We start from the raw sequence: 26,857 nt of genomic DNA, 5'->3' as shown, positions 1-26,857 counted from the left end.
TTAGCCGACCGGGCCCCGGCGCCGCCGCTGCCGCCGGTCAGCGCGGACCAGAACTCCGGCGCTTTCGTGCGGTTCTCGGCGACGGCCGCGCCCTGGATGCTGTCCAGCCGGCGGACGACGTCCGAACCGGTCAGCTTCGGCAGCGTGCGGGACCGGGCGGCGGCGTCGGTGTAGCCGACGATGAGCGGCAACCGGGCGCTGTGCGCGTCGTCGTACCCGTCGGCGATCAGCCGCGTCACGTTGAACAGCTGCTTGTCGAGCTTCCCGGCGGCGACGAAGGGCAGGGCCGCGTCGGGGTACACGTACGTGGCGCCGTCGACGACGGCGCGGTGGAATCCGGTGGTGGCCCCGTCCGCGCCCTCGAAGGACCGGACGATGGTGCCGTCGGGCGCGGTGCCGATCGTGACCTTGTCGCCGGTGATCAGCGTGACGGTGTGGGTGCCGGCGCTGCCGGGGGACCGATGTGGTGCGCCCGCCGCGGCGCGCCCGCGACCGGCGTCACCGCCGGAAACAGCGGCCGTGGCCGGTATGACCCCGAGCGCAAGGGATGCGACCACGCCGAGCGCGATCGCCCCGGCTCTGGGCCGGCGGATGTGAACCGTGGGCAAGGAAACCCCTCAAGCCGTGTGAAGAATGAACAGCCCTTGATCATCGGGGCGGGCACGCCGTCGCTCAAGAGCTCAGGGCGGCACACTTGTGCCATGGCACCCTTGTGCCACCGCGGGGGCGGCCGAAGGCCTTCACGTACCGACGAACTCGTCATCGAGGGACGTCGGGACACGAGGCGCAACGGGCGGCGGGGGTGACCGACGGGCAGCATGGCGCGGTGCCGGTGCTGTGGGACGGCGTCCACGTCATAAGGAGACCCGGGCCGCCGTCGAGGCCGCGACGCGGAGTACCGGTGACCCCTCGCCGAGGCCACCGACTCGCTCCTTCGACCGGCTCCCGCGTGCGGCGGGCGCGCGACAGCGCGCTTCCCGCACCGCCTGGTGCGGGAAGCGCGGTGGTTTCGGCGAGGGCCGCGCGGGCACGCGCCGGGTGAGAGCCGCGGAGGTGCCGAGATGAGTACGGGAGAGAAGGCCAAGGCGAAGATGGAACAGGTCGTCGGGAGGACCGTGAGGAAGGCGGCCCACGCGATGCACAAGGAGAAGCTCGCGGCAAAAGGAGCCGCCCTCGAATCGCGCGGCAGGATGCGGGGCGGAAAGGAGAGGGCCAAGGGGCTCCTCAAGCACTGACGACCCATCGGCGGCGGGCCGGAGCGCTTTCTGCCTCCGGCCCGCCGGCGCGCGACGGGCACCTGCGAGAAGACCAGCTCGTCCGGGGCTCAGGCGGCTTCACGCGATGACGTGTCCACGAGCGCGCCGCCTCGAGGAGCCGGGCGCCGTACCGGCTGACCGGAGCCGTCCTCGCGAGCCCCGTCAGGACGGGGGGTCCGCAGCGCGGGCGGTGGCCGCCAGGAGACGCTCCCGGTCGACGACACCACGGTCGATCGCGCCGGTGGCGACAAGCCGGCCCGCATCGTCCAAGGCCCGTCCCCGGAAGGTGAGGCGGTGACCGTCGGGAGCCTGCGGCGGGTCAGCGGGATGTCCACCTTGCCGCCGACCGGCGTTGCCCGGACGTGCTCGATGCGCAGCGCCGTCCCCACCGTCGTATGCCCCGCCACGCGAAGGGCGCCGCGGCGTGCACCGTCTCCGCCTCCATCCACGCGATCAGCCGGGGCGTGGACAGGGCGGGCACCTCACCACTGCCCACTGTTGCCGCGCGGTCCCGGTCACCTCGTGGCGCACGCCGCCACGCCGGCGCGCCTCCACGTCCGGGGTGCGACCGGCGAGGTGGCACGCTTCTCCGACGGCGCGATAGAACATGCGAATGACCGCACAGACCGACCGTGTCGACCACGAGCTGATCCAGGCGGCGGCCGAGGTCGCCGCCACCCGCTGCCGGGGCGACAACCACACCATGGCGGCCGCCGCCCGCGCCAGGGACGGCCGGATCGTCACCGCCGTGAACGCCTACCACTTCACCGGGGGGCCGTGCGCGGAGCTGGTCCTGATCGGGACTGCCGCCGCCCAGGGCGTCTACGACCTGGAGACCATCGTCGCCGTTGGGGACCGCGACCGGGGCGTCGTGCCACCGTGCGGGCGCTGCCGCCAGGTCCTCCTCGACTACTTCCCCTCGCTCGGGGTCATCGTGGGCACGGCCGACGGGCTGCGGACGCTGCCCGTCACGGGCCTGCTCCCCGAGAGCTACGTCTGGGCGGATCACCAACTCGACGACGAGACAGGAGACCACTGAGACGTCGGTTCCCCTGGTTCCGGTGCGCTTCGAGAAGGTCTTCTGCGAAAGTCTCCTGCGAGGGCAGCAGTTCCTCGATCCGGGACCGCTCAGCCGCGGCGGGGACGCCGGCTGCTGCGGCCGAAAGGATGGCGCCTGCGGCACCGGCGGGAACATGCGGCTTCGAGCTCCCTCTGCCTGCGCCTGACAGCCTCGTCGAACCCGGGTGTGCCCAACTCGCCGAAGTGCGTCGGCGGGAGGCCGGATGGGCAGGACGCGGACAGGCCGCGGGCCCCGGGGAACGTCGCAACTCGCCCGACCCGTGCGGTCCTTCGCACGTCACGGCCCGGGACGAGGCGCGATACTCGACCAGTGGACTCGATCTATCGCAGCACGCCAGGCAGGGAGCTCATCCGACGCTGGTGCCTCGACCGACTGGCCGCGTGGCCGGTGCCGCACGAGCGGAGGACGGTGACGGCCAAGGGCGCACAGACCCATGCGGTGCTCGCTGGCTCCGGCGCGACGACGGTCGTATTCGTCCCGGGCACCAACTTCAACGCCGCCGCATCCCTGCCGCTGGCCACGGCCCTGGTCGCTGCCGATCACCGGGTGCTGATGGTGGACGTCCCGGGGCAGCCGGGACTCAGCTCTGGCGAACGCGGTCTTTCCGGCGGCCGGTTGTCCTGGTACGGGGCGTGGCTGAGCGAGGTGATCGAGAAGATCTCGTCCGAGCCGGTGGCGGTCATGGGCCACTCCTTCGGTGCCGCCATCGCCTTGTCCAGCGATTCCCCCCTGATCAACCAGCTTGTTCTGGTTTCCCCCGGCGGACTGACCAGGCTCAGGTTGACTCCCACGGTGCTGGCCGCCTCGGCCGCCTGGTTCCTGGTGCCCGCACCCTCGCACAGCGCCCGGCTCCTGCGCGCCATGCTCGCGCCCGGCCGCCCACCGCGCGAGGAGTTGGTGGACTGGATGACCCTGGTCGCCCGGCACTCGCGTTCCAGCGGGGCGCCCGGCGCCGCCGCCTTGCCCGCCCGGTCGATTCCCCGTCTGGTCGTCACCGGGGAACACGACGTCTTTCTCCCTCCGCAAAGGCTCGGTCCGGCAGTGCGCGGCAGTCTCGGAGCTGAGCTGGGTGTGGTTTCCGCTGCCGGACACCTCGTGGTCGAAGAGCGCCCCGCGTACCTGGCCCGGCTGCTGGACGGTCCGGGCCGGCCTGCCTCCGACGCCCCGTGAAGCAGCCGACCTCCGCGTGTCGCCTCTGCCGGCATCCAGGACCGCTCCACACAAGGGGGCGCCTTTATTGACCCCGTCGTACGCGTCGGCAGCCGGCGAAACGCGAGGCCGTTCTTCCGACGCCCCGGCGGTGCCGGCCCAGCCGTCGCAAGCGCGAGCTGCCGCAGCCCTGGGGAAAGGAGTCCCCAGATCCTATGAGGTCGGTCACAGCGCATGGCTGACCATCCGGCGTGCTTAGTAGATGCGACGTAGCAGACATCATGGCATTTGTCCGCTTTCATCACGGTGTCGAGTGTGTTGCGTGCCCCGGAGTTCCGCCCTGCCGACGTAGGCGTCGCTGCCCTTCGCCGTACGGATTCTGACGCCTCGACAGCTTTTCTGTCCGCCGCCGCCTGCGGACCGGAGACCCGGTCGGTCGTCCGGGAGAGGTTCTCGGATCTACGAGGCGAGGTAGTGGCAGGACCCCATTGCGTTCCCTGCCGAGGCGTTCTCAGAATGGCGACCCACAGGACGTCGCTGCAGTTCGGAACCGGTGTTCACGCGGAGTCGACCGCGCACCGGGCGCTCGGCGTCACCGAGTGAGGAGGAGCCCTCTCATGAAATCGCCCCGACCCTCCGCACGGCTCCTCGCCCTCGCTTTCGGCGCGGCACTGGCCTCCGCCGCTGCGGGCGCGGCGGTGCCGGCGAGCGCACAGCCGGTCGCCGTACCGTCCGCTCCCGCCGGTACCTCCGTGGCCCGGTACGACGGGTCGACCGATGAGGCCGCGAACAACAGGGCGTTCTTCCAGGCCGTGCTCACGTCGGTCGCCGAGAAGCGCGCCGCCCAGCCCAACGGGCAAGCGGTGGTCGTCACTTACGACGACTCGCATGCGCCGAGCTTCCGTTCGCAGATAGCGAGTGCGGCCTCTATATGGAACAGCTCCGAGTCCCACGTCAAGCTCCAGGAGGCCTCGAGCGGCGCGGACTTCTCCTACTACGAGGGCAACGACTCGCGCGGGTCCTACGCATCCACCGACGGCCACGGAAGCGGCTACGTCTTCCTCGACTACACCCAGAACCGGCAGAACGACTCGGTCCGCGTCGTCACCCACGAGACCGGCCACGTGCTGGGTCTGCAGGACGACTACAGCGGGCCGTGCAGCGAGCTGATGTCGGGAGGCGGCCCCGGACCGTCCTGCACCAACCGTTATCCGGACGCCGCCGAACGCTCCCGTGTCGACCAGCTGTGGGCGAACGGGCTCGCGCAGACACCGGGCACGGTGGACCAGCCCGGTGAGCACCCGGGGCGGTCGGACGGACTCGCGCAGACACCGGGCACGGTGGACCAGCCCGGTGAGCACCCGGGGCGGGCGAACGGACTCGCGCAGACACCGGGCACGCTGATCCAGCCCGGTGAGCACCCGGGGCGAGGCCATCGACCGGGGCGACCGCTCACCAGCACGCCCTGGGGTTGATCGCGTTCGTCGCTGCAGGCAGCTCGCGTCCGAGGACGGCTCAGGGGGATGATGCCCTCAGGACAGTCCTCCGGGCACCCCTCGCAGGTCCGCGGAAGGACGCGAGTGCTTCAAGCCCGTACAGGTCCCCAGCCGTCACGGCGGTTCCCAAGGGGTTCCCGTAGACGGGCGAGCAGGGTCCCCGGCGAGGATCATCCACCTGGTCAGCGCCGCAGTCACCGTGACGGACCAAGTCAACCGGTGACGACTTGGGGAGCGACAGAGGCGGGTCCTCGGCCTGAGGTGCAGGCGGCAGTGCCGTGCTGCTGCTTCTCCAGCCCCGGTGACAGACGCAGCCGGAAAACGCCTTGGACCGTCAGGCCCGTCTCGGCCATGATCCTCACGTGATCACCTACCTCGAGTCCGAGCGCCTGACCCTGCGCCCCTTCGCCGCCGCCGACGCGGACCTGTTGATCGAGCTGGACAGCGACCCGGCGGTGATGCGCTACCTGACCGGCGGCGCTCCGACCCCGCCGGAGGAGGTCCGCGACCTCGCCATCCCCAGCATCCTCGCCGGCTACGAGCGCTGGGGTCACGACCTCGGCCTGTTCGCGGCGTACGAGAAGGACGGCGGCGCGTTCGTCGGCTGGTTCTGCCTGCGTCCGCTGCGCAGCGGCCCGCGTGAGGAGGCCGAACTCGGCTACCGCCTGCGCCAGGCGGCCTGGGGCCGGGGCTACGCCACCGAGGTCTCGCAGGCGCTGCTGGCGAAGGGGTTCGCCGAGCTCGGCATCCGCATGGTCTGGGCCGAGACGATGACCGTGAACCGCCCTTCGCGCAAGGTCATGGAGAAGCTCGGGATGACGCTCGCGGAGAGCATCCCCACGCCGGACGACATGATGGCGGTCGAGGGTTCCGAGCACGGGGGTGTGCGGTACGAGATCACGAAGGAGCAGTGGGAGCGGCGGCAGGCGTAGGCGGTGCGAGGCGCGGCACCTGATGTGAAGTCATCAGCCCGCACGGCCTTGCACTGTTCAGGCAGTCGCGCAGCCATCTGCGCCCCAGCCACCGCAGGCGCGTGTGTCCCTTACCGTGGTGCGACCGCCTGCGGGCACCTGTGGGCGCCGGCTCGCCCGCGCGCTTGTGGCGCGTTCAGCGGCTTTCGGCTCCTGGGGAGGAGTCGAGCCACTCGGCGAGCACGGAGGCCTCGCTGTGGTCGACGTCCTTGGTGGCGGTGAGCAGGGTGACCTTGTCCCGGGCGGCGAGGTCGCGCAGATGCTCGACGGCCGGCCGGTGCTCGGCGTCCTCCAGCTCGGCGACGTACCGGTCGCGGAACTCGTCGAAGCGCTCCGTGTCGTGGTGGTACCACTGACGAAGAGCGGTCGAGGGGGCGACGCCCTTGAGCCACTCGTCGAGGTGGGCGCGCTCCTTGCTCATGCCTCGGGGCCAGAGCCGGTCGACGAGCACGCGCTTGCCCTGCTGCGACGAGGCGTCGTCCTCGTAGATCCTCCGGTAGCTGAATCGTCCGGCCATGGCCGTCGTCACCTCCCGCGGTCGCCGTACTCCCGCGATCTTCACTCTATCGGCGGTGCGGCGGCGCGGCCCGTCCGGGAAGGGCGGCGCCCGCGCGGTGCGGCCGTGGGGGCGGAGCGCAGCGGCGGGGACGGGCTCGCCGAGTGCGTCGGGCACCCAGATCCGCTGCCTCTGCTCCGCGGACGACGTCGTCGAGGGAATCCTCACCGTTGCCGCGAGCCGGGGCGAACCCGCCGCTCGGCCGCGGAGCCTCTGGCCGCCCCGCGCCTCACCCGCGTCGAAGGTGCGCGCTCGGCAAGGGGAAAGGGCCGCGGCCGGCGGGGGAGCGGCTTGCCCGCTGCGAGCCGCCGCATCGTACGGCGGGTCCGCCCGCTCCGGGCGGCACACCGCCGGCGCCGTCACCTGGCCTGCCCGGCCGCGGTGGGACCGCTCGCGCGGCCCCACCGGCGCCCGAGGGCCGCGGCCGGGCGGGCAGTCAGTCCCCAGGTCAGACCTGGCCCGCTGCCGTGCGAGTGTCGCCGTCGGCCTGCGCGATGCGCCGGGCCGCCTCCTCGGCGGTGGTGCCGGTCAGCAGCATCACGATGGCGGTCTTGGCGTGGCCGTTCGCGGCGCTCAGCGCCTGCGCTGCGGTGTCGGGGTCCGCGCCCGTGGCCTGGACCACCATGCGCCGTGCGCGGTCGACGAGTTTGGCGTTGGTGGCCCGCACGTCGACCATGAGGTTCCCGTAGACCTTGCCGAGGCGGACCATCGACGCGGTGGAGAGCATGTTGCAGACCATCTTCTCCGCGGTGCCGCCCTTGAGCCGGGTGGAGCCGGTGAGGATCTCCGGGCCGGTGGGCACCTCGATCGGGATGTCGGCGTAGCGGCTGACGAGGGCGTCGCGGTTGCAGGCCACGGACACGGTGACGGCGCCCCGCGCCGCGGCGTGCTTGAGGCCGCCGATGACGTAGGGGGTGCGGCCGCTGGCGGCGAGGCCGACGACGGTGTCGTTGTCGCCGACGCCGATCTCGTCGAGGTCCGCGACCGCCCGCTCGGGCTCGTCCTCGGCGCCTTCGACGGCCACGATGAAGGCGCCGGGGCCGCCGGAGAGCAGGCCCACGACCTGCTCGGGCGCGGTGCCGAAGGTCGGGGGGCACTCGACGGCGTCGAGCAGCCCGATGCGGCCGCTGGTGCCGGAGCCGAGGTAGATGAGCCGGCCGCCGCGACGGAGGGACTCCGTGACGGCCTCGACGGCGGTGCCGATGTCGGGGAGCGCCTCGCGGACGGCGAGGGCGACCGTCTGGTCCTCGGCGTTCATCACGCTCAGGAGCTCCGAGACCGGCATGCGGTCCAGTTCGGCGGTCCGCTCGTTGCGGGTCTCGGTGCCGAGTGTGCCGAGTGTGCTGAGGTCCACGGCGCGGTCGTCCTTTCGGTGGTGCTGGGGTGTCGTGCGGGGCCGGCGGTCAGCCGTCGGCCGGGGTGCGGCGTTGGGGCTGCGGGCGCCTGCGGCGCTGCACCGCCCCGTAGGTCTTCTGCAGCGCTGCTGCGGTGGCGTCGTAGGAGCGCTGGGCGACGCCTACGAACAGGCAGTCGATGACGGCGAGTTGCGCGATCCGGCTGACGGTGGCGCCGGACCGGAAGGGGGTCTCCCGGGCGAAGGTCGTGAGCACCAGGTCGGCGCTCTCGGCGAGGGTGGAGCCCGGGACGTTGGTGAGGGCGATGGTGGTGGCGCCGCGCTCGGCGGCCGCCTGCAGCGGCTCGACGGTGTCCTCCGTCTCGCCCGTGTGGGAGATGGCCAGGGCCACGTCGCCGGGACCGAGGAGGGCGGCGGCGGTCAGCGCCGCGTGGCGGTCGGTCCAGATGAACGCCATGTGGCCGATGCGGTGCAGCTTCTGGTGCAGGTCCTGGCCGACGAAGGCGCTCGCCCCGACGCCGAAGACGTCCACGCGCCGGGCGCCCGCGACGGCGTCGACGGCCCGGCGGAGTGCCTCGATGTCCAGTCCGGCCCCCGAGTCCTCCAGGGCGCGGACCTCGTTGTACACGATCTTGTGGACGACCTCTTCGAGGGTGTCCGTGGCGCTGATGTCGGTGCCCGGGGCCGGGCGCTCGCCGCCGAGCGCGTGCTCGCGGGCCGCTGCCGCGGCCAGCGCGAGCCGCAGCTGGGGGTAGTTGCCCAGCCGCATCGTCCGGCAGAAGCGCATGACGGTGGCCACCGAGGTGGTGGCCCGTTCGGCGAGGGCGCTGATGGACAGCTCCGCCGCCTGGGCCGGATCGGCCAGGACGGCCTCGGCCACCCGTCGCTCGGAGGGGGCCAGGCCGGGCAGGGCCGCGCGGACGCGGGCCAGGATGTCGCCGCCGGGGGCGGTCTCCTGTGCCGGGTGCGCGGTCGCGCGGGTCGGGTCCGTGGAGGCCATGGACGGGTTCCCTCCTGAGTCGGTGGCGTCAGCGTAACCACGGCCCGTCCGTCACGTCAAAAAGTTACCTGCTGCTTTTCGTGAAGTTACTTATTGACATACGGAGCTCTGCCTTCCGATACTCGCTGCACCGCGATCCGCGCCGGTCACCGCCCAGGGCGACCATCCGACGAGCCGGATCCCTGACGACACGAGGCGTGCCGCATGACAGCAGCAGTGGCAGTGGACCTGGGGAAGACGGGCTGCCGAGCCGTGCTCATGAGCGCGGACGGCACCGCCGGCCCCGTCCACGAGGTCCCGGGGGCGCCCGGCCTCGTCGCCGAGGGCGGTGTCGAGGCGGCCCGTGCCGCCGTGGGCGCCGCCGTCCTGCCCCTGCTCCGGCAGCACACCCCCGCCGGGCTCGCCGCCGTCTGCGTCGGCGCCGCCGGAGCGGCCGCGGCCCCCGAGGCCGCCCGCGCACTGGCCGCACTGCTGCTCCAGGACCTGCCCGCGGACGAGGTCGCCGTCACCAGCGACGCCGTCACCGCCCACGCGGGCGCCCTCGGCGGCCGTACCGGCGTGGTGCTGGCCATCGGCACCGGATCGGTCGCCATCGGCCTCGGCGAGGACGGCTCGTACGCCCGCGTCGACGGCTGGGGTCCCTGGCTCGGCGACGAGGGCAGCGGCGCGTGGATCGGGATGAACGGCCTGCGCGCGGCACTGCGCGCCCACGACGGGCGCGGACCGGACACCGCACTGCTGGCCGCCGCCACCGCGCGCTTCGGCGACCCGGACACGCTGCCCGCAGCCCTCGCCGCGGGCGGCAACCCGGCCCGCACCGCGGCCTCCTTCGCCCCGGACGTGGCCCACGCGGCCGAGGCCGGCGACCCCGTCGCCGGCCGCATCGTCCGGGACGCCGCCACCGCACTGGGCAAGGCCGTGCTCGCGGCCGCCGCCCGGATCACCGGCGAGGTCCTGCCCGTCACCGTCACCGGCGGCCTGACCGGCCTCGGTGAACCGCTCATGGCGCCGCTTCGCGCGGCGCTCGAGGGCTCTGCGCGACCCTTGAGCCCGCGGCCCCCGCTCGGGGACCCGCTGGACGGCGCGCGCCTGCTGGCACGGGACGCCACCGTGCCGCACGAGCCCCATGTCGTCCGCGTCCGCCGGACGACGTCCCCACCATCCGTCCCCACCATGCCGGTGATCCCGCCGGCTGCTGTTTAGGAGCGAGAGTGCGCCAACTCGACCTCGTCGTGGTCGTCGTCTATCTGATCGCCATCGCCTGGATCGGACTGCGACTGGCCGGACGCCAGAAGACGGCGAAGGACTACTTCGTCGGCGAAGGGCACATGCCCTGGTGGACCGTCTCGTTCTCCGTGGTGGCCACCGAGACGAGCGTGCTGACCGTCATCAGCGTGCCCGGCGGCGCCTACAGCGGGCAGGGCTTCGGCAACGTCGAACTCGCCCTCGGCTACGTCATCGGCCGCGTCGTCGTCGCGACCGTGCTGATCCCGCTGTACAAGCGCGGCGGCTTCGTCAGCGCCTACCAGTACCTGGGCAGCAGGTTCGGGTTGAAGCTGCAGGGACTCGCCTCGGTGACCTTCGTCTTCACCCGCCTGCTCGCCGAGGGCGTCCGGCTGTTCGCGTCCGCGATCCCGATCAAGCTGCTGCTCGACGAGTTCGGCGTGCACGCCGGCTACCGCCTGATCATCATCGTCCTCACCGTGATCACCGTCGTCTACACCTACCTCGGCGGCATCAAGGCGGTCATCTGGACCGACGCCATCCAGATGGGCCTGTACCTGGGCGGCGCGATCCTCGCCATCGCCGTGCTCTCCGGCCACGTCGGCGGCAGCGGCTTCTCCGACGCCCTGCACTCGGGCCACTTCAAGCTGTTCGACACCAACTTCGACCTGGCGCACATCCTCACCAGCCCGTTCGCCCTGCCGACCGCGATCATCGGCGGCGCCATCTTCGCGATGGCCAGCCACGGTTCCGACCAGCTGATCGTCCAGCGCGTCCTGGCCACCCGCTCCCTGCGCGACGGCCAGAAGGCCATGATCGCCTCCGGTGTCTTCGTCACCCTCCAGTTCGCCGCCTTCTCCCTCGTCGGCGCGCTGCTGTGGTCGTACAACGAGGGCAAGAGCTTCTCGGACCTGGGTCTTTCCAGCTCGGACAACCTCTACCCGAACTTCATCCTGCACGGGCTGCCCGTGGTGATCTCCGGCCTGCTCGTGGCCGGCATCCTCGGCGCCGCGATGGGCTCCCTGTCCTCCGCGCTCAACTCGATGTCCAACTCGACCGTCGCCGACATCATCCACAGCTTCTTCCGCAGCACCCCGTCGGAGGAGTCGCTGCTGAAGCTCGCCCGGGTGATGACGCTGGTGTGGGCCGTGCTCATGGCCGTCTTCGCCTGCGCCTTCAGCACCAGCACCGGCAACGTGTACCTGACCGGTCTGACCATCGCCGGCTACACCTACGGCGCGCTGCTCGGCGCGTTCCTCCTGGGCCGCATCGTCAAGCGCGCCAACGAGGTCGACTCGATCATCGCCTTCCTGGTCACGGTCGGAGTGATGACCTACATCGTGCGCTCGGTGAAGATCGACGTCACGGTGGCGGGCGCGACGGTGCCGACCGCGATCGCCGCCCAGTGGCTCGTGCCGATCGGCGTGGTGATCACCCTGGTGGTCGGCGGTGTGCTGAGCCTGTTCCACAAGGCCCCCGAGGTCCGCGCGATCCCCGAGGCCGAGGGCGCGGACGGCGGCCCGGAGTCCGGCTCGGGCCGGGTCGCGGCGGGCGCCGGCGCCAAGTGAGGACTCCCGGGGTGGGGTCCGTCGAAGGGCGGCCCCCACCCCGGGGCACCACACGACCGCCTCGGACACAACAGCTGGGAGAACCCATGCGCGTGATCGGCCTGATGTCGGGCACCTCGTACGACGCCATCGAGGCGGCTGCCGCCGACCTCACGCTGGACGGCGACACCTTGCTCATGCGGCCGCTCGGCCATCTGTCCGTGCCGTACGCCGACGACCTGCGGGCGCTCATCGGCGCGACGCTGCCGCCCGCGCCGACCACCACCGAGGCCGTGTGCGCCCTGGACACCGGCATCGGCCAGTCCTTCGCGCGGGCCGCCGCCCGCGCGCTCGACGAGCTGTGCGGAGGCGCCGCCGACCTGGTGGTGTCCCACGGCCAGACGATGCACCACTGGGTCGAGGAAGGCGTCGTCCGCGGCACCCTGCAACTGGGGCAGCCGGCTTGGATCGCCGAGGCCACCGGGCTGCCCGTGGTCTCCGACCTGCGCAGCCGGGACGTCGCCGCCGGCGGCCAGGGCGCCCCGCTGGTGGGGATGACCGACACCCTCCTGCTGCGCGGACTGCCCGGAGTACCCGCCGCGCTCAACCTCGGCGGCATCGCCAACATCACCGTCGTCGCCCCCGGCGCCGAGCCCCTGGCCTTCGACACCGGCCCCGCCAACGCCCTGCTGGACGCGGCCGTGCGCCACTTCACCGACGGCGCCGCCGCCTACGACGAGGACGGCCGCCGGGCCGCCGCCGGACGCACCAGCCCCGACCTGCTGAAGGTCCTCCTCGACGACCCCTACTACCGCAGGCCCGCACCGAAGAGCACCGGCAAGGAGCTCTTCCACCTGCCCTACCTGCTGCGGGCCCTGGCCGCCGTGCCGACGCCGGGCACCGACGACGTCCTCGCCACCCTGACCCGGCTCACCGCCGTCACCGTCGCCGACGCCTGCCGGGCGCACGGCGTCACCAGCCTGATCGTCTCCGGCGGCGGCGCCCGCAACCCCGTGCTGATGCGCATGCTCGGCGAGGAGATGCCCGGCGTGGAGATGCGCCCCAGCGACGCCCTGGGCCTGCCCTCCGACGCCAAGGAAGCGCTCGCCTTCGCCGTGCTCGGCTTCCTCACCGTCAACGGCCTGCCCGGCGCCCTCACCTCGGGCACCGGCGCCCGCCACGCCACGCTGTTGGGCAGCATCACCCCCGGAGCGGCCCCGCTGCGCCTGCCCGAACCCGCCGCACGGCCGCCCCGCCTGCTGCGGATCACCGACCCCGCCCCCGCTCACTGACCGCCGCAAGCGCCCCGCCGTACCGTCGCATCCGAGGAACCATGAGCACCCCCGCCACCCGCGCCACCACCTCCCGCACCGCCGGCCCCGGCCCGGCCGCGTGGCTCGCCGACTGCGTCACCGACCCCTCGCGGGTCTCCACCGACGTGCCCCGCAGGGTCGCGGCCGCCCACGACGCCTCGCCGTACCTCTTCACGCCGCGGGCCGTCGTGCGCGCCGCCTCCGCCGAAGAGGTCGGCGCGCTCATGGCCGGGGCGCGCCGGGCCGGGGTGCCGCTGACGCTGCGCTCCGGCGGCACCAGCCTGGCGGGGCAGGCCGGCGGCGACGGCGTGCTGGTGGACGTGCGCACGCACTGGCGCTCCGCCGAGGTCCTCGACGAGGGCCGGCGCATCCGGCTTCAGCCGGGAGTCACGGTGCGCCAGGCCAACGCGCGCCTCGCCCGTTACGGCCGCCGCCTCGGCCCCGACCCGGCCAGCGAGAGCGCCTGCACCATCGGCGGGCTCGTCGCCAACAACTCCAGCGGCATGAACTGCGGCACCCAGGACAACGCCTACCGCACGATGGAGTCGCTGCAGTTCGTGCTGCCGTCGGGCACCGTCGTCGACACCGCCGCCCGCGACGCGGACGCCGCGCTGCGCGCCCACGAGCCCGACCTCCACGCCGGACTGCTCAGGCTGCGCGACCGGGTCCGCGGCTCGGCCGCCTCACGCGCCACCATCGAGCGGCTGTTCGCGATGAAGAACACCATGGGCTACGGGCTCAACTCGTTCCTCGACCACACCGACCCCGCCGACATCCTCGCCCACCTGATGATCGGCAGCGAGGGCACCCTCGGCTTCGTCGGCGAGGCCGTCTTCCGCACCGTTCCCCTGCTGCCGTACACCGCCACCGGCCTGCTGATCCTGCCGGGCCTCGCCGAGGCGACCGACGCACTGCCCGCGCTGCTGGCCGCCGGCGCCCGCACCGCCGAACTGCTCGACGCCGCCTCCCTGCGCGTCGCCCAGCAGGCCGCCGACCCCGTCGAGGAACTGCGCGGGCTGCGGGTCGAACGCCATGCCGCCCTGCTGGTCGAGTTCGCCGAGGACAGCGCCGAAGCGCTCGACGCCACCGTGGCGGCCGCCCAGCCCGTCCTGGACCGGCTGCCCGCCGTCACCGGCTCCGCGCTCACCCGCGACGCGGCCGTGCGTGGACGCCTCTGGCACCTGCGCAAGGGCCTGTACACGGCCGTCGCCGGGGCCCGGCCCGCCGGGACGACCGCGCTGCTGGAGGACATCGCGGTGCCCATGGAGCGGCTGACCGGCACCTGCGAGGGACTGATCGGCCTGTTCGACCGGTACGGCTACCAGGACGCGGTCATCTTCGGCCACGCCCGCGACGGCAACCTGCACTTCATGCTCACGCAGGACTTCGACACCCGCGCCGAGACCGAGCGCTACGCCCGCTTCACCGACGCGATGGTCGACCTCGTCCTGGACGCCGGGGGCACCCTCAAGGCCGAGCACGGCACCGGCCGCGCCATGGCCCCCTTCGTCCAACGCCAGTACGGCGACGAGCTGTACGACGTCATGCGCGAGCTGAAGCGGCTCTGCGACCCCCACGACGTCCTGAGCCCCGGCGTCCTGCTCACCGACGACCCGGCCGCGCACCTGCGCGACCTCAAGAGCGTGCCCCCGGTCGACCCGGCCGTCGACGCGTGTGTGGAGTGCGGCTACTGCGAACCGGTCTGCCCCACGGCCGACGTCACCACCACACCCCGGCAGCGCATCGCCCTCCAGCGGGAGATCGCCCTGGCGACCGCGGCCGGCGACGAGGAACGCCGCCGCGCCCTGGAGGCGGACTACGCGTACGCGGCCGTCGACAGCTGCGCGGCCGACAGCCTCTGCGTCACCGCCTGCCCCGTCACCATCGACACCGGCGCGGTCATGAAGCGCCTGCGCGCGCAGCGCCACAGCCCCACCGCCCAGCGCCTCGGCGACGCCACCGCCCGGCACTGGGGGAGCGCGGTCACCGGAGTGCGTGCCGCCCTCAACACCGCTCACGCCCTGCCCACCCCGGTCACCCGCGCCGCCGCCGGCGCCGTCCGCAAGCTCGGGGCGACGGAACTGGTGCCCGCGTGGTCCTCTGACATCCCGCGCGGCGGCCCGGCCCGCCCGGCCCCGAGGCACCCCGAAGGGGCGCGAGCGGTGTTCTTCGCCGCCTGCATCGGCAGCGTCTTCGCCCCCGAAGGGGACTCCGGCGGAGCGGCGGCCGCCTTCCTGCGGCTGTGCGAACGCGCCGGCGTCCAGGTCACCGTCCCGGAGGGGCTGACCGGCTTGTGCTGCGGCACCCCGTGGCAGTCCAAGGGCTACACCGACGGGCACCGCAGCATGGCCGGCCGGACCCTGGAAGCCCTGTGGGAGGCCAGCGACGGCGGGCGGCTGCCGGTGGTTTGCGACGCCTCCTCCTGCACCCACGGCCTCGAGCAACTGGCCGACACCCTCCCGGAGTCCGAGCGCGCCCGCTACTCGGCCCTGCGCTTCGTCGACAGCGTCGCCTTCGCCGCCGAGCACCTGCTCCCGGCGCTGCCCGCGCCGCGCCGCGTGGGCAGCATGGCCCTGCATCCCACCTGCTCCACCGTCCACCTGGGCATCGACGGGGCCCTGCGCCAGGTCGCTGCCGCGGTCAGCGACGAGGTCACCGTCCCCGACAACTGGGGCTGCTGCGCCTTCGCCGGGGACCGCGGCATGCTCCACCCGGAAGTCACGCGGTCCGCGACGGCCGCCCAGGCGGCGGAGATCACCGCCGGCGCGTTCGACGCGTACGCCTCGTGCAACCGCACCTGCGAGATGGGCATGAGCCGTGCCACCGGCCGCCCCTACCGGCACGTCCTGGAACTGCTGGACGAGGCGACCGCCTGAGGGGCCGAAGGGCTCATGGGGCGAGCGGCGCCGCCTTCACGCACGAGGTCCCCGCCGTGGCGGCACGGCGGGGACCTCGTGAAGGGGCGGCTCAGACGGCAGCGCGGGTGCGCTGCTTGGCGGCGCTGATGACGTCGGGGCGGCGGCGGTGCTGCCGCTCGTAGTCCATGACCTGGCGGGCCACCAGCGGCTCGGCACCGCGCAGTCGCCCGGTGATCTGATCCGGGCTCATGGTGTCGTAGCCGGGCCAGGGCTGGTTGCCGCGCAGGTTCTCGATGGCGTTCAGGATGCCGACCCGGTCGCCGTGCTCGCGCTCGTAGTCCTCGATCAGGGAGAGGTCCGCCTGCGAGAACAGGCGCAGCCGCTGGATGATCTCGGCCACGGGGAGCCGGTCGTAGTCCGCGAGAGGCAGGTCCACGTTCCGGTCCATGGGGGCGTGGGCCCGCGGGGCCCTCGCGGCCGGGCGAGCGGCGTCGCCGCCGGCGGGGCGGTGCGCCGGCTCCCCGCCGCCCGCCCAGACGGTCTGCAGCCGCTGGGCGGTGGTGCGCACCGTGCGGACCGCGGCGTCGGCGATGCCGACCGCCCCGAGGGAGCGGTGACCGTTTCCGGCCGCCGTGGTGGCCACGGCCAGCGCCTGTTCCTCCACGCCGGACTCCAGCTCGCGCAGCAGCTGCTCGTCCTGCCGGCGCAGCGTGCTCAGCAGCGCGGAGGCGCGGTCGTCCTGGGCGAGCGTGGCGATGCTCTCGCCCGCGCGGCAGGCGGCCAGGGCCCGCGCGGTGGCGGCGTACTCGTCCTCCGCGTTCTTCAGCAGCCGGTGCTCGTCGGCGCGCGTCATACCCGGCAGGACGTCGCGGACCATGCGGGCACCCATGTGCAGGGGCGCCATCGCCGTGCGGAACGCGCCGGCCGAGGCGGTCAGGACCATGTCGCCGGTGTCCCGGAGCAGGTGACGCGGCCGCATGCCACGGAGGTACGCGTCGATGCGGGCGATGTGCTGCTGGGTCTGGGCGGCATGACGTTCCAGGGTCTGCCGGTGGGGACCGACCGGGGCTTCGGCCATGTCGGCCCGGAACCGGTCGACCACCGCGGCGTGTGCCTCCCGCACATCCTCGAGCGCGGGTATGAGCGCGTCCGTCGTCAAGGTCATGCCTGCTCCCTCGTGGGGTTCGTGGCGGCCGGGAAGGCCGTCCTGGCGTGCGGCGGCGCCGCCGGATGGGCGGGCACCGGCACCAGCCTGGGCGAACCTGACGAAGATCGCCCGGCGAGCGCACGCGGCTCCGGACGTGCGTCGGCGTCCCCGCGCCGCTCTCCGGAGGGGAGCCGGGGGGCGCCCGGCGGGCGGCCCGGTTAGCCCGTCCCGGTGACGGGCCGCGGGGCGCGGGAGTCCGGCGCGGGGGGCCCTGGGAGCCGAGTGGCGTCCGCCGCGCCCGGGGGCCCCCGCGTCTCCCAGGGCCCGCGGGCACACCGGCCCGCCGCCAGGCGCTAGGTCGTGCCCCTCGGTCAGCCGGCGGCCAGCCGGCGCGCGGCCTCGGCGATCTGCGTGCGGGAGATCCCGGCGGCGTCCAGGAGTTCCTCGGCGGTGCCCGATCCCGGCAGGTCGCGGACGGCCAGGTGCACGAAGGCCGGGCCCGCCCGCCGCGCGGCGAGGGCGGACAGGACGGCCTCGCCCAGGCCGCCCTCGGGATGGTGGTCCTCGGCGACGACGAGGGCACCGGTGTCGCGGGCGGCGCGCGCGAGGGTGTCGGCGTCCACGGGCTTGACCGAGTACGCGTCGATCACCCGAGCCGAAATGCCCTCGCCCGCCAGCGCGTCGGCCGCTGCCAGGCACTCGTGCAGCGTGACCCCGGCCCCGACGAGCGTGACCCTGTCGTCCCCGGACTCCCGCAGGGTCTTGGACCCGCCGACGGGGAAGGGCTCGTCGGGCGCGTACAGGACGGGATAGGCGCCGCGCGTGGTGCGCAGGTAGGAGATGCCCGCGAGGTCGGCCTGGGCGGCCGTCAGCGCGGCGGCGGAGGTGGCGTCGCTCGGGTACAGCACCGTGGAGCCGTGGACCGCGCGCATCATCGCCAGATCCTCCACGCCCATCTGCGACGGCCCGTCCGCGCCGATCTCCACGCCGCAGTGGCTGCCCGACAGGGCCATGGAGATCTGGGAGACGGCGGCCATGCGGATGAAGTCGTGGGCCCGGGTGAGGAAGGCCGCGAACGTCGCGGCGTACGGGCGGTAGCCGCGCACGGCCATGCCCACGGCCGAGGCGATCATCTGCTGCTCGGCGATGTAGGTCTCGAAGTACCTGTCGGGGTACGCCTTGCCGAAGTCCTCCGCGTGCGTGGAGTTGCCGACCTCGGCGTCGAGGACCACGACGTCGGGGCGCGCGCCGACGGCTACGAGCGCCTTGCCGAAGGCGACCCTGGTGGCGACCGCCTCCCCGCGCCGGAAGTGCGGCAGGTCCACCGCCGTCGCGGCGGCCCTGGGGGGACGCGGCGCGGCCTCGGGCGGCCGCGGGCCGCGGACGGTCAGGTGGCGCAGCCCGCCGAGTTCCTCGACGGCGCGTTCGGCGAGGTCCGGCGGCAGCGGCTTGCCGTGCCAGCCCTCGTGGTCGGCGACCTCCGGGACGCCCTGGCCCTTGACGGTCCTGGCCACGACGACCGTGGGCGCCTGCCCGTCGGCGGCGGTGGTCAGCGCCCGGTCGACGGCCTGCAGGTCGTGCCCGTCCACGATCAGGGCGCGGCAGCCGAAGGCCTCGACGCGGCGGGCGTACGCCTCGGTGTCCCACTCCAGTTCGGTGGGGCCGCGCTGGCCGAGCCGGTTGACGTCGACGATCGCGACGAAGTTGGGCAGTCGCCGCTGACCGGCCTTGTCGAGGGCCTCCCAGACCGAGCCCTCGGCCATCTCGCTGTCGCCGCACAGCACCCACACCCGGTACGGCTCGTGCTCCAGGTCGCGTCCCGCCGTGGCGATGCCCACGCCGTAGGCGATGCCCTGGCCCAGTGATCCGGTGGCCACGTCCACCCAGGGAAGGACGGGGGTGGGGTGGCCCTGGAGGCGGGCTCCGAAGGTGCGGTAGGTCGTCATGAGCTCGTGCTCGTCGACGGCGCCCGCGGCGCGGAACATGGCGTACAGCAGGGGAGAGGCGTGTCCCTTGGAGAAGATGAGGTGGTCGTTGGCCGGGTTCTCCGGCTGGTGCCAGTCGTACCGCAGGTGACGTGCCATCAGCACCGCCATCAGGTCGGCGGCGGACAGACTGGAGGTGGGGTGGCCCGAGCCGGCCGCGGTACTGGCCCGCACGGAGTCCACCCGGAGCTGCTGGGCGAGTTCGAAGACCTGTTCCAGGTCGCTGTCGGGCCCGACCGGGCGGGCGGCGGCTTTCTGGTCCGTCATGGCGGATTCCCTCTTCGACGGAGGACTGCGCGTACCTGGCGTCTGCTACCCACCGGTTCGAGTGGCATTCGCCCCGCAAGGGCGGCCGCGCCGGTTCAGCGCAGGGGGCCGCTGTGCTTCGACCGCCACCGCACCCCGAGGTAGACCAGGGCGAGCAGGAAGACGACGATGCCGATCACCAGCAGGTAGAGCAGGCCCTCGGCGACCACACCGATCAGGCCCAGGACCACGGCCACCAGGAGCAGGAACAGGAAGATCGCCATGGCAGTGCACACCTCCTCGCGACGCGGGCCTCAGCGCCGGGCGAGCTTTCGTTCGCCGCCGGCGCCCGGGTGGTAGGCCATGTCGTAGTACTGGAAGATCTCCCCTTCCTGTTCGACCGGCAGGACGTCGTCCATCCCGATGGACGGCGCCTTCCTCACCAGCCCTCTGGACTGGGCGACCTGGACGTACCCGGGCCCCACGACGGCGTCGTCGAGGGGGACGAAGACCAGTCGCCGGTGCGTGGGCAACCCCGTGCGCACCGTCGCCATGGCAGGCTCGTCGGTGGCGGTGTCGACGTAGACCGCCTCCAGTGCGCCGATCTTGTGCCCCTTGCGATCGATGACGTCGCGGTCGCGCCACTCGCGGATGTCGGCTGAATGGATCATGCGCTGCTCCTCGGGTGGAGCGCCGGACCGCGCCGCGCCCCGGCGCTGCTCCGGGATCGCGCCGGCCCAGCCGTCGCAGGTGAATGCGTTCCTGCCTGTTCTCTCATGCTACGTCGGAACCGGGATGCGCACGGGCCCGTTTGCCGGCCTTCGCCCCGGCAACGTGACACCTTAGAGGCGCGGTCGCCTGCCGACGGGGCCCCTGGAGGCCGAGATGGACGTCGTCGAAGAGCACCCCCACCGGTTCCGCATCGACCGCCGGCCGCCGATGCGCGTGCCAGGCGTCGTCTTCGCCTCCCGCGACCTGATCGGCCATGCCGGCAAGGCCCTGGAGCAGGTCGTCAACGTGGCGGCGCTGCCGGGCATCGTCGGCGCCTCGTACGCCATGCCGGACGTGCACTGGGGCTACGGCTTCCCCATCGGAGGCGTGGCCGCGACCGACACCGCCGGCGGCGGGGTGGTCTCTCCCGGCGGGGTGGGCTTCGACATCTCCTGCGGCGTACGGCTGCTGGCCGCCGACTGCGACCGCGCGGCACTCGGGCCCGCGCTGCCGGCCGTCATGGACGCGCTGGGCCGGGACACCCCCCGCGGCGCGGTGACCGGAGCCGTCTGGCGCCTGGGCAGCGACCGACTGCTCGAACGCGTGCTGGAGGGCGGCTCCCGATACGCCGTGGAGGAGGGGCACGGCGAGGACGGCGACCTGCGGCGCTGCGAGGACCACGGCACCGTGGCCGACGCGGACGCCGGCCAGGTGAGCGCACGCGCTCGCGAACGCGGCCTCGGCCAGGTCGGCAGCCTCGGCTCGGGCAACCACTTCCTCGAGGTGCAGGAGGTCGCCGAGGTCTACGACGCACCGGTCGCCGCCGCCTTCGGCCTCGCCCTCGGCCAGGTCTGCGTGATGATCCACTGCGGTTCCCGGGGGCTGGGGCACCAGATCTGCTCCGACCACGTCCGGACGATGGACCGCGCGATGCGGCGGTACGGCGTCCAGGTCCCCGACCGGCAGCTCGCCTGCGTCCCCGTCGACTCGCCCGAGGGGCGCGCCTACCTCGGCGCGATGGCCGCCGCGGCCAACTACGCCCGGACCAACCGCCAGCTGCTGGGCCAGCTGTCCCGCCGTGTCTTCCGCCGCGAGGCGGGTGCCCGCCTCACGCTCGTCTACGACGTGTCCCACAACCTGGCGAAGATCGAGGAGCACGAGGTGGACGGGGCGCCCCGCACGCTGTGCGTGCACCGCAAGGGAGCCACCCGGGCGCTGCCGCCCGGCCATCCGGACCTCCCCGCCGACCTTCGCGGCGCCGGCCAGCCCGTCCTCATCCCGGGCACCATGGGCACCTGTTCGTACGTCCTCACCGGCGTCCCCCGGGGCGACGCCTTCCACTCGACCTGCCACGGCGCCGGCCGGGAGAAGAGCCGGCACCAGGCCGCGCGCGGCGTCAGCGGCAGGGAGCTGCGGGAGCGGCTGGAGGCCCGCGGCATCGCGGTGCGCGCCTCGTCCTGGCGCGGCCTCGCCGAGGAGGCTCCGGAGGCCTACAAGGACGTCTCGGCGGTGGTGGAGGCGAGCGAGGGCGCGGGGCTGTGCCGCAGGGTCGTCCGGCTGGTGCCGCTCGGTGTGGTGAAGGGCTGACCGCTGCGCGGCCGCTCCTGGAAGTCGCCGTCAGACGTCGACCGTCGCCGCGCAGGTCCACCCGTAGGGGCCGGGCGCCAGGTGGAGGTCGCCCAGCGAGACCGCCTTCGGCACCGCGCCGACGACCTCGACCGATGCGACGTCGGCCACGGCCATCCGTACGTCCAGGCCGCCGTCGTCCGCCTCGGCCTCGAGGTCGACGGGCACCTCCCCGTGCACCTCGAGCCGGAAGATCACCTCGTCGAGGATGTCGGCCAGCAGATCGTCGTCGGCGCCCTCCGCCAGCGCGATCCGCCGCACGTACGCCGGCCGCACCCCTGCGACGTCCGCGAAGCACTCGACCAGCCCCAGCACCGCCTCGACCAGGCACTGCTCCCTGGTCGCCCCCCATGCCTCGATCCGCACGTCGGCGGTGTGCGGCACCCCACGGTGCCCGCCCGTGACCGTTCCGCCGCCGTACGCCTCGTCCGCCATGGGGAACGCCTGCCCGCTCCACGCCGCATCAAGGCTGCGGGGCCCGCCTCAGCGCCGTACGGCCCGCAGGACGACGAACTTCGGATTCGACGCGACGACCTCGCAGTTGCCGAACAGCCGCCGCAGGCGCACGTGGTAGCCGAGGTGCCGGTTGCCGATCACCAGCAGCTCGCCACCGGTCCGCAGCGCGGACCGGGCGGTGACGAACATGCGCTGGGCGGTCGCGGCGGTGACGGCCTGGTGGGAGTGGAACGGCGGGTTGTTGAGGACGAGATCGGCGCCTTCGGGCCCGACGGCGGCCACCGCGTCGGCCGCGTCCCCGACGAGGAAACGGGCCCGGCCGGCGGGGCCGGCGTTGTCGCGGAAGGTCTCCTCGGCGGAGGCGACCGCCTGGTGCGACTCGTCGACGAACAGCACGTCGCTGTCGGGGTTCGCCAGCGCCACCGCGGTGCCGACCACACCGTTGCCGCAGCCCAGGTCGACCACGCGGTCAGGGCCCTTGCGGTCCGGCAGGTGCTCGAGCAGGAAACGGGTGCCGATGTCGAGGTGGTCGGCGCAGAACACCCCCGCGTGATTGGTGACGGTGCGACCGGACAGCGGGCCGATGCCCTCCGGCAGCGCGTACCGCAGCGGCCACGGGTTCGCGCCGGGAGACAGCGCGGGATCGGGCGTGCTGAAGATCAGCCGCGCCTTGCGCACCGCCGGCGAGGTCCGGGTCGGCCCGATGATCCGCTCGAACAGCCGCAGCGTGGACGTGTGGATCTCGGTGACCATGCCGGTTCCCACGACGACCGTGCCGGGGTGGAGCGAGGCCGCCAGCCGGTGCAGTTGGTCCTCCAGCAGCGCGAGGCTCTTGGGCACCCGGACCAGCAGCACGTCGATGCGGGCGGGCGGCTCGTCGCGCGTGGTCAGCAGGCGCACCTCGGCGTCCGGCGCGTTGCGCCGCAGGTTCGCCCGGGTCGCCTGCTGCCCGAGGTGGGAGTCGGTGATCTGGGTGGGACGGTGCACGGCCAGTGCCGTGGCCAGCGCCCCCCAGCGGTCGCCCAGGACGACGGTCGCACCCGTCAGGTCCGTCCCGCTCTCGAAGAGGTGCCGCAGCAGGTAGTCGTCCGCGGCGTCCCATGCGCGCAGTGTCTCCCGCGGATCCGCGGGGAATCGGGTCAGTTCGAGTGCGCCCCACGGCGTGCTGAAGAGGTTCATCGCCCCCTCAGGGTACGGGCTGCGGCACCGCCTCCGGTGCCAGGCCCCCGCTCGCTCACGGCCCGGCGTACGGCTTCCCGCCGGTGGCCGCCGCCGCCGTGCTCCACGGCGGGCCGGGCGATGCCGTGCTGGCAGCGCTCGCTGCTGCGCGGCACCCGGTCCGCCACGGCGCCGGCGTGCCGGTGGGAACGCGCGGCGACGCGAACCCACCGGCACGCCGAGAGGATCAGCCCTGGGCGGCGTTCTGCATCATCTCGGCGAGCGTGGTCACGTCCTTGGCCGCGGGCGCCTCGACGGTGGCCGTCCGGGTGTAGCCGGAGTACACGATCGTCACCTTGGACGTGCCCTTGGCGGTGGAGCCGGACTCCATGGTCTTGACGGCGAGGTCGTCGGCGCCGATCCACACCTCGATCTTGACGGTGGCCTTGAGTCCGGTGGTGTGCAGTTCCTTGATGTAGGCGTCGCGCTCGTCCTTGCTGATGACCTTGAGGACGGCCGAGTCCGCGGCCAGCTTCTTGATGTCCACGGTGCCGGCGTAGTGGGTCGCCTCAGCACCGGCCACCTGCTCCTTGCCCACCTTGGCGAGGTCGGTCGCGGTGGACAGGGCGGCAAGGCTCGCGGCGGGACCGTGCGGCAGGTCGTCGGCGGGGTTGTCCTCAGCGGCGGAGCCGTCGAGCTTCAGCCACTTCTTGCCGCCCGCCATCTCGACCATCTCGCCCGCGACCGGGAAGTACACGCTGCCGTTCGCCATCGTCATGTGCACCTTGCCGTCCGGGCCGGCCATCTCCCGCAGGTCGGGGTCGGAGCCGGCGTCCATGCTCAGCTCGGCCCCCTCAGAACCCTTCTTCCAGCTCAAGGTGCCCTCGGCCTTGGTGTTGCCTTCGCCAGGCTCGACGGAGTCGACGGAGACCTTGGCGGAGGCCTGCTGCTCCACCGCCTTGGCGGCGTTCCGCATCCGGTCGGCCGGGGCGACCTCCTTGGCCGCCGGCTTGACGGAGTTCTGCACGGAGCTCTGCGTCGACTCGGCCTTCGGCGCGTCCGTCGTTGAGTCACCACAGGCCGCGAGACCGAGCGCGAGCGTGCCGGTCATAGCGGCGATCGCCAGAGAACGACGAACGTACATGGGAAGTTCCCCCCAGGAGGCAAAGATTGTGCAACGATCAACTGCTGCGAACGATACATCAGCGGTCGGACACCCGTTCCGCACGAGTGATCGACGTCGGCGGGTGACGTCACCGCTCAGGGCGCCGCCGCCGCGACCGCGGCCGGCGAGTCGCGACGGGCGGATCTCTCCCGCGCCCCGCCGGCACCGCCGGACGAACCCCACCCGCGCCGAAGCAGCCGGTGCGCAGCCGCCGGACCCGCAGGCTCGGCGCGCTGCGGTCCGTCCGCCGGCGAACCACACCGGGAAGGGCTTTCCGGACGCAGCGCATGCCTCACCGCGTCGCTCGCCTGCCCGAACCGGCGGGTGGCGTCGATCCGGCAAGTATGCCGCAGCCGATCCCGTCGAGGATCCGGGCCGGGCACGGGTGGCCGGTCCGTACCGGCGGAGGGGCCGAGGTGCCGGCGCATCGGGGCCGGTGCCGTGGCCGATGCGGCCGAACCGCCACCCGCTCGCCGGTCCGGCCGCAGGGCGATGCCGCCGCGTACCCTGCGGGCCACGCCGGTTCACCCCCTGCGGCCGGGGCCCGTGGCCGTCGCCTCCTGCCCTGGCCACCCGTCCGGCCCCCGGGCGTCGCGGTCGGTGGTCTCCTCCACCGCACCGCGGCCAGGAATCCGCAGCCCGCGTTGTGCACCACCCCGTCCGTCCGGCGAGATCCTCCCCGGCGACACCGTCCGCGACCGGGCGGCGCCGACATCGACATCAGGACGGTACGGCGCCCAGGTGCCCCGTGCGGAGCCGCAGTTCGCACGGCTCGCCCAGTCGACGCGAGCAGCCGCTCGGGCGAGCGTGCTCGTCGCCGCGACGCCGTCCCCGCGCTCCAGCAGGGCTTGCGGGCTCGCCTCCGACACAGACGCTGTTCTGGGGGCAGTTCGCGGAGCACAGGCTGCGAAACCGTCCCGCGGGCGATCGAGACGGTCGGGAAATCGGGTGTGTGTACGCACACGGCACTGCTAGTTTGACGATGTGCCGAAGCTCAATCAGATCATCGCCGTGGAAAAGGGCGTCAAGTCCAAGTCCCTCCAGGAACTGACCCAGGCCCATCACGACGTCCAGAAGCCCGCGCTGCTGGCCGGGATCTCGCGGACGTACCAGCCCAAGGACGAGGAGGGCGAGCAACTGCCCCCCGAGTCCACCCGGGTCCAGGTGAAGGCCGAGGACGTCCTGCACGCGGTCGGAGGCACGCTGACGCGGCTCTTCGACGTGACGGCGACGAAGGACTGGGCCAACCGCACGGCGGCGGCGGACGTGGTGGTGGACGGGCGGGTGCTGCTCGCCGAGGTCCCTGTCCCCTATCTGCTGTTCCTAGAAAAGCAGTTGACCGACCTGCACACGTTCGTACGCAAGCTGCCGGTCCTCGACGCGTCCGAGTCGTGGAACCCGGACCCGTCGACGGACTGCTGGAAGACCGACCCGGTGCGGACGATCCGCACCAAGAAGGTGCCCCGCAACCATGTGAAGGCCGAGGCCACCGAGAAGCACCCGGCACAGGTCGAGGTGTACTACGAAGACGTCCCCGTGGGGTACTGGACGACCGTGAAGTTCTCCGGTGCGCTGCCGGCGCGGCGGGTGAACGAACTGCTCGGCAGGGTCGAGAAACTGCAGCATGCCGTCAAGTTCGCCCGCGAGGAGGCCAACAGCGCGGACGTCGCCGACCAGCGGGTGGGGGAGGCGGTCTTCGGCTACCTGTTCGGGTAGCCCCATCAACGCCCCTCGTGAGAGCGAGGGGTGCGCCGAGAGCGCAAGCTGACACTGACGTTGAAGCTCACCAGGGGTGACAGTGGGGGTTCGAATCCCTCCCCCGGCATCACGCGCCGGGGTGGCCCAACCGGTAGAGGCAGCCCCCTGAATCTCAGACTCTCGCTCCAGTTTCAGCATTCGCCGCCGAACACCGGATCGACCGAGTGCGGACGATCATCGACGGATGGGGGTTCGAGTCCCCTCTGCGCCTCTTCGCGGCGCGGTAGTTCAAAGGTAGAACGCGTCGATCTCACGATGATCCGCGGCTCTTAAACGCCGCCGGTGTGCGCAATTGGGTGGCACCACAGGAGCCCGGGCAGCTGGATATGCTCCCGGGCTCCGTCACTTCTCCGTACAGTCGGAGGCGGGTGCCGGGGGCGGTCATCCGGAGAGTGGAGAAGTCCAGCGGCGTGCCGGGAGGCGCGAGGAAGTCCAGCGGCGTGCCGGGAGGCGCGAGTCGGCGTCGGGGCGTCGAAGGCCGAGCGTTCGGGCGGCGGGAACAGGTCTCCGTCACGTGAGGCCGTGCCGCTGGTGCGATGTTCCGCCACCGCTGCGGCTGGGCCGGCGTGGGACGCGCACCTGGTTCATCGCGCCGTCGCTGACGCGGGACTGCCATCGGCGCCGACTCCGGGCGACGACGGTGCCGGGACGGCGAACGTCCGGACGTCGGCCGGCGGTGCGGCGGTGCGAGCGTGCGGGGCTTGTGTGGCGGAACCGTGGTGCGACGACAACGTTGTCAGTCAGCAACTGGCCGTGACTATACCGGCCGTAGCGGCAACGTTGTCAAGGGAGTTGAACTG

At 73.1% G+C, this 26,857-nt stretch carries 21 protein-coding genes and 1 pseudogene; 11 read left to right on the top strand and 11 right to left on the bottom strand.

The annotated features are described in order from the left end of the window. Positions 1 to 608 (bottom strand): annotated as a pseudogene (locus ACRWND_RS02240) (serine protease); the annotation flags it as partial. Positions 609 to 1,061: 453 nt separating this feature from the next. Here ACRWND_RS02240 and ACRWND_RS02235 point away from each other — a divergent pair. From ACRWND_RS02235 to ACRWND_RS02215, 5 genes are all read left to right on the top strand, one after another. Beyond that, the gene (locus ACRWND_RS02235) at positions 1,062 to 1,235 is read left to right on the top strand and encodes a hypothetical protein (RefSeq protein ID WP_431945247.1); all 174 of its coding nucleotides are present in this window, start codon (positions 1,062 to 1,064) and stop codon (positions 1,233 to 1,235) included. 634 nt (positions 1,236 to 1,869) lie between these two features. Further along, on the top strand, positions 1,870 to 2,295 hold the full coding sequence (locus tag ACRWND_RS02230; RefSeq protein WP_431945245.1) for a cytidine deaminase: 426 nt from the start codon (positions 1,870 to 1,872) through the stop codon (positions 2,293 to 2,295). Between the two features lie 351 nt (positions 2,296 to 2,646). Beyond that, the gene (locus tag ACRWND_RS02225) at positions 2,647 to 3,507 is read left to right on the top strand and encodes an alpha/beta fold hydrolase (RefSeq protein WP_431945243.1); all 861 of its coding nucleotides are present in this window, start codon (positions 2,647 to 2,649) and stop codon (positions 3,505 to 3,507) included. A 596-nt stretch (positions 3,508 to 4,103) separates the two neighbouring features. Then, positions 4,104 to 4,961 (top strand): snapalysin, encoded by an 858-nt coding sequence (snpA, locus tag ACRWND_RS02220; protein ID WP_431945241.1) that lies wholly within the window; start codon positions 4,104 to 4,106, stop codon positions 4,959 to 4,961. Positions 4,962 to 5,344: 383 nt separating this feature from the next. Continuing rightward, the gene (locus ACRWND_RS02215) at positions 5,345 to 5,914 is read left to right on the top strand and encodes a GNAT family N-acetyltransferase (RefSeq protein WP_431945239.1); all 570 of its coding nucleotides are present in this window, start codon (positions 5,345 to 5,347) and stop codon (positions 5,912 to 5,914) included. A 175-nt stretch (positions 5,915 to 6,089) separates the two neighbouring features. Here the strand turns inward: ACRWND_RS02215 and ACRWND_RS02210 are convergent, their stop codons facing one another. From ACRWND_RS02210 to ACRWND_RS02200, 3 genes are all read right to left on the bottom strand, one after another. After that, a complete protein-coding gene (locus ACRWND_RS02210) occupies positions 6,090 to 6,470 on the bottom strand; it encodes a DUF488 domain-containing protein (protein ID WP_431945237.1) in 381 nt (126 codons plus the stop codon). A 487-nt stretch (positions 6,471 to 6,957) separates the two neighbouring features. After that, complete coding sequence (gene murQ, locus ACRWND_RS02205; RefSeq protein WP_431945236.1) at positions 6,958 to 7,863, bottom strand: N-acetylmuramic acid 6-phosphate etherase; 906 nt, start codon at positions 7,861 to 7,863, stop codon at positions 6,958 to 6,960. 49 nt (positions 7,864 to 7,912) lie between these two features. Beyond that, positions 7,913 to 8,863: a MurR/RpiR family transcriptional regulator gene (locus tag ACRWND_RS02200; RefSeq protein ID WP_431945234.1), complete on the bottom strand. Its 951-nt coding sequence runs from the start codon at positions 8,861 to 8,863 to the stop codon at positions 7,913 to 7,915. Between the two features lie 204 nt (positions 8,864 to 9,067). Between ACRWND_RS02200 and ACRWND_RS02195 the strand changes: the two genes are divergently transcribed. The 4 genes from ACRWND_RS02195 to ACRWND_RS02180 all read left to right on the top strand — a co-directional run bounded on the left by ACRWND_RS02195 (position 9,068) and on the right by ACRWND_RS02180 (position 15,823). Then, positions 9,068 to 10,066: an N-acetylglucosamine kinase gene (locus ACRWND_RS02195; protein ID WP_431945232.1), complete on the top strand. Its 999-nt coding sequence runs from the start codon at positions 9,068 to 9,070 to the stop codon at positions 10,064 to 10,066. Between the two features lie 8 nt (positions 10,067 to 10,074). Beyond that, complete coding sequence (locus ACRWND_RS02190) at positions 10,075 to 11,655, top strand: sodium:solute symporter (protein ID WP_431945231.1); 1,581 nt, start codon at positions 10,075 to 10,077, stop codon at positions 11,653 to 11,655. An 86-nt stretch (positions 11,656 to 11,741) separates the two neighbouring features. Further along, entirely contained in the window at positions 11,742 to 12,926 is a 1,185-nt protein-coding gene (locus ACRWND_RS02185) for an anhydro-N-acetylmuramic acid kinase (protein ID WP_431945229.1), read from the top strand. Between the two features lie 41 nt (positions 12,927 to 12,967). Further along, positions 12,968 to 15,823: an FAD-binding and (Fe-S)-binding domain-containing protein gene (locus tag ACRWND_RS02180; protein WP_431945227.1), complete on the top strand. Its 2,856-nt coding sequence runs from the start codon at positions 12,968 to 12,970 to the stop codon at positions 15,821 to 15,823. Between the two features lie 91 nt (positions 15,824 to 15,914). Here ACRWND_RS02180 and ACRWND_RS02175 read toward each other — a convergent pair whose 3' ends face one another. From ACRWND_RS02175 to ACRWND_RS02160, 4 genes are all read right to left on the bottom strand, one after another. After that, positions 15,915 to 16,970 (bottom strand): hypothetical protein, encoded by a 1,056-nt coding sequence (locus tag ACRWND_RS02175; protein ID WP_431945225.1) that lies wholly within the window; start codon positions 16,968 to 16,970, stop codon positions 15,915 to 15,917. 353 nt (positions 16,971 to 17,323) lie between these two features. Continuing rightward, the gene (locus tag ACRWND_RS02170) at positions 17,324 to 19,204 is read right to left on the bottom strand and encodes a transketolase (RefSeq protein WP_431945223.1); all 1,881 of its coding nucleotides are present in this window, start codon (positions 19,202 to 19,204) and stop codon (positions 17,324 to 17,326) included. Positions 19,205 to 19,299: 95 nt separating this feature from the next. Continuing rightward, entirely contained in the window at positions 19,300 to 19,467 is a 168-nt protein-coding gene (locus tag ACRWND_RS02165; RefSeq protein WP_431945221.1) for a hypothetical protein, read from the bottom strand. 30 nt (positions 19,468 to 19,497) lie between these two features. Continuing rightward, positions 19,498 to 19,854 (bottom strand): PRC-barrel domain-containing protein, encoded by a 357-nt coding sequence (locus tag ACRWND_RS02160; protein ID WP_431945219.1) that lies wholly within the window; start codon positions 19,852 to 19,854, stop codon positions 19,498 to 19,500. 214 nt (positions 19,855 to 20,068) lie between these two features. Between ACRWND_RS02160 and ACRWND_RS02155 the strand changes: the two genes are divergently transcribed. Next, complete coding sequence (locus tag ACRWND_RS02155; RefSeq protein WP_431945217.1) at positions 20,069 to 21,481, top strand: RtcB family protein; 1,413 nt, start codon at positions 20,069 to 20,071, stop codon at positions 21,479 to 21,481. A 30-nt stretch (positions 21,482 to 21,511) separates the two neighbouring features. Here the strand turns inward: ACRWND_RS02155 and ACRWND_RS02150 are convergent, their stop codons facing one another. The 3 genes from ACRWND_RS02150 to ACRWND_RS02140 form a co-directional block, all read right to left on the bottom strand. Further along, entirely contained in the window at positions 21,512 to 21,955 is a 444-nt protein-coding gene (locus ACRWND_RS02150; protein ID WP_431945215.1) for an archease, read from the bottom strand. 48 nt (positions 21,956 to 22,003) lie between these two features. Further along, positions 22,004 to 23,155 (bottom strand): methyltransferase, encoded by a 1,152-nt coding sequence (locus ACRWND_RS02145; RefSeq protein WP_431945213.1) that lies wholly within the window; start codon positions 23,153 to 23,155, stop codon positions 22,004 to 22,006. A gap of 226 nt (positions 23,156 to 23,381) precedes the next feature. After that, positions 23,382 to 24,278 (bottom strand): hypothetical protein, encoded by an 897-nt coding sequence (locus ACRWND_RS02140; RefSeq protein WP_431945211.1) that lies wholly within the window; start codon positions 24,276 to 24,278, stop codon positions 23,382 to 23,384. A 1,005-nt stretch (positions 24,279 to 25,283) separates the two neighbouring features. Between ACRWND_RS02140 and ACRWND_RS02135 the strand changes: the two genes are divergently transcribed. Beyond that, complete coding sequence (locus ACRWND_RS02135; protein ID WP_431945209.1) at positions 25,284 to 26,015, top strand: hypothetical protein; 732 nt, start codon at positions 25,284 to 25,286, stop codon at positions 26,013 to 26,015. Positions 26,016 to 26,857 lie beyond the last annotated feature (842 nt).

Source organism: Actinacidiphila sp. bgisy167, from assembly GCF_965342175.1.
In the GTDB taxonomy this organism is placed as follows: Bacteria; Actinomycetota; Actinomycetes; order Streptomycetales; family Streptomycetaceae; genus Actinacidiphila.
The sequence above is the reverse complement of the archived record's forward strand: the minus strand, read 5'-3'. Positions and strand labels throughout refer to the sequence as shown.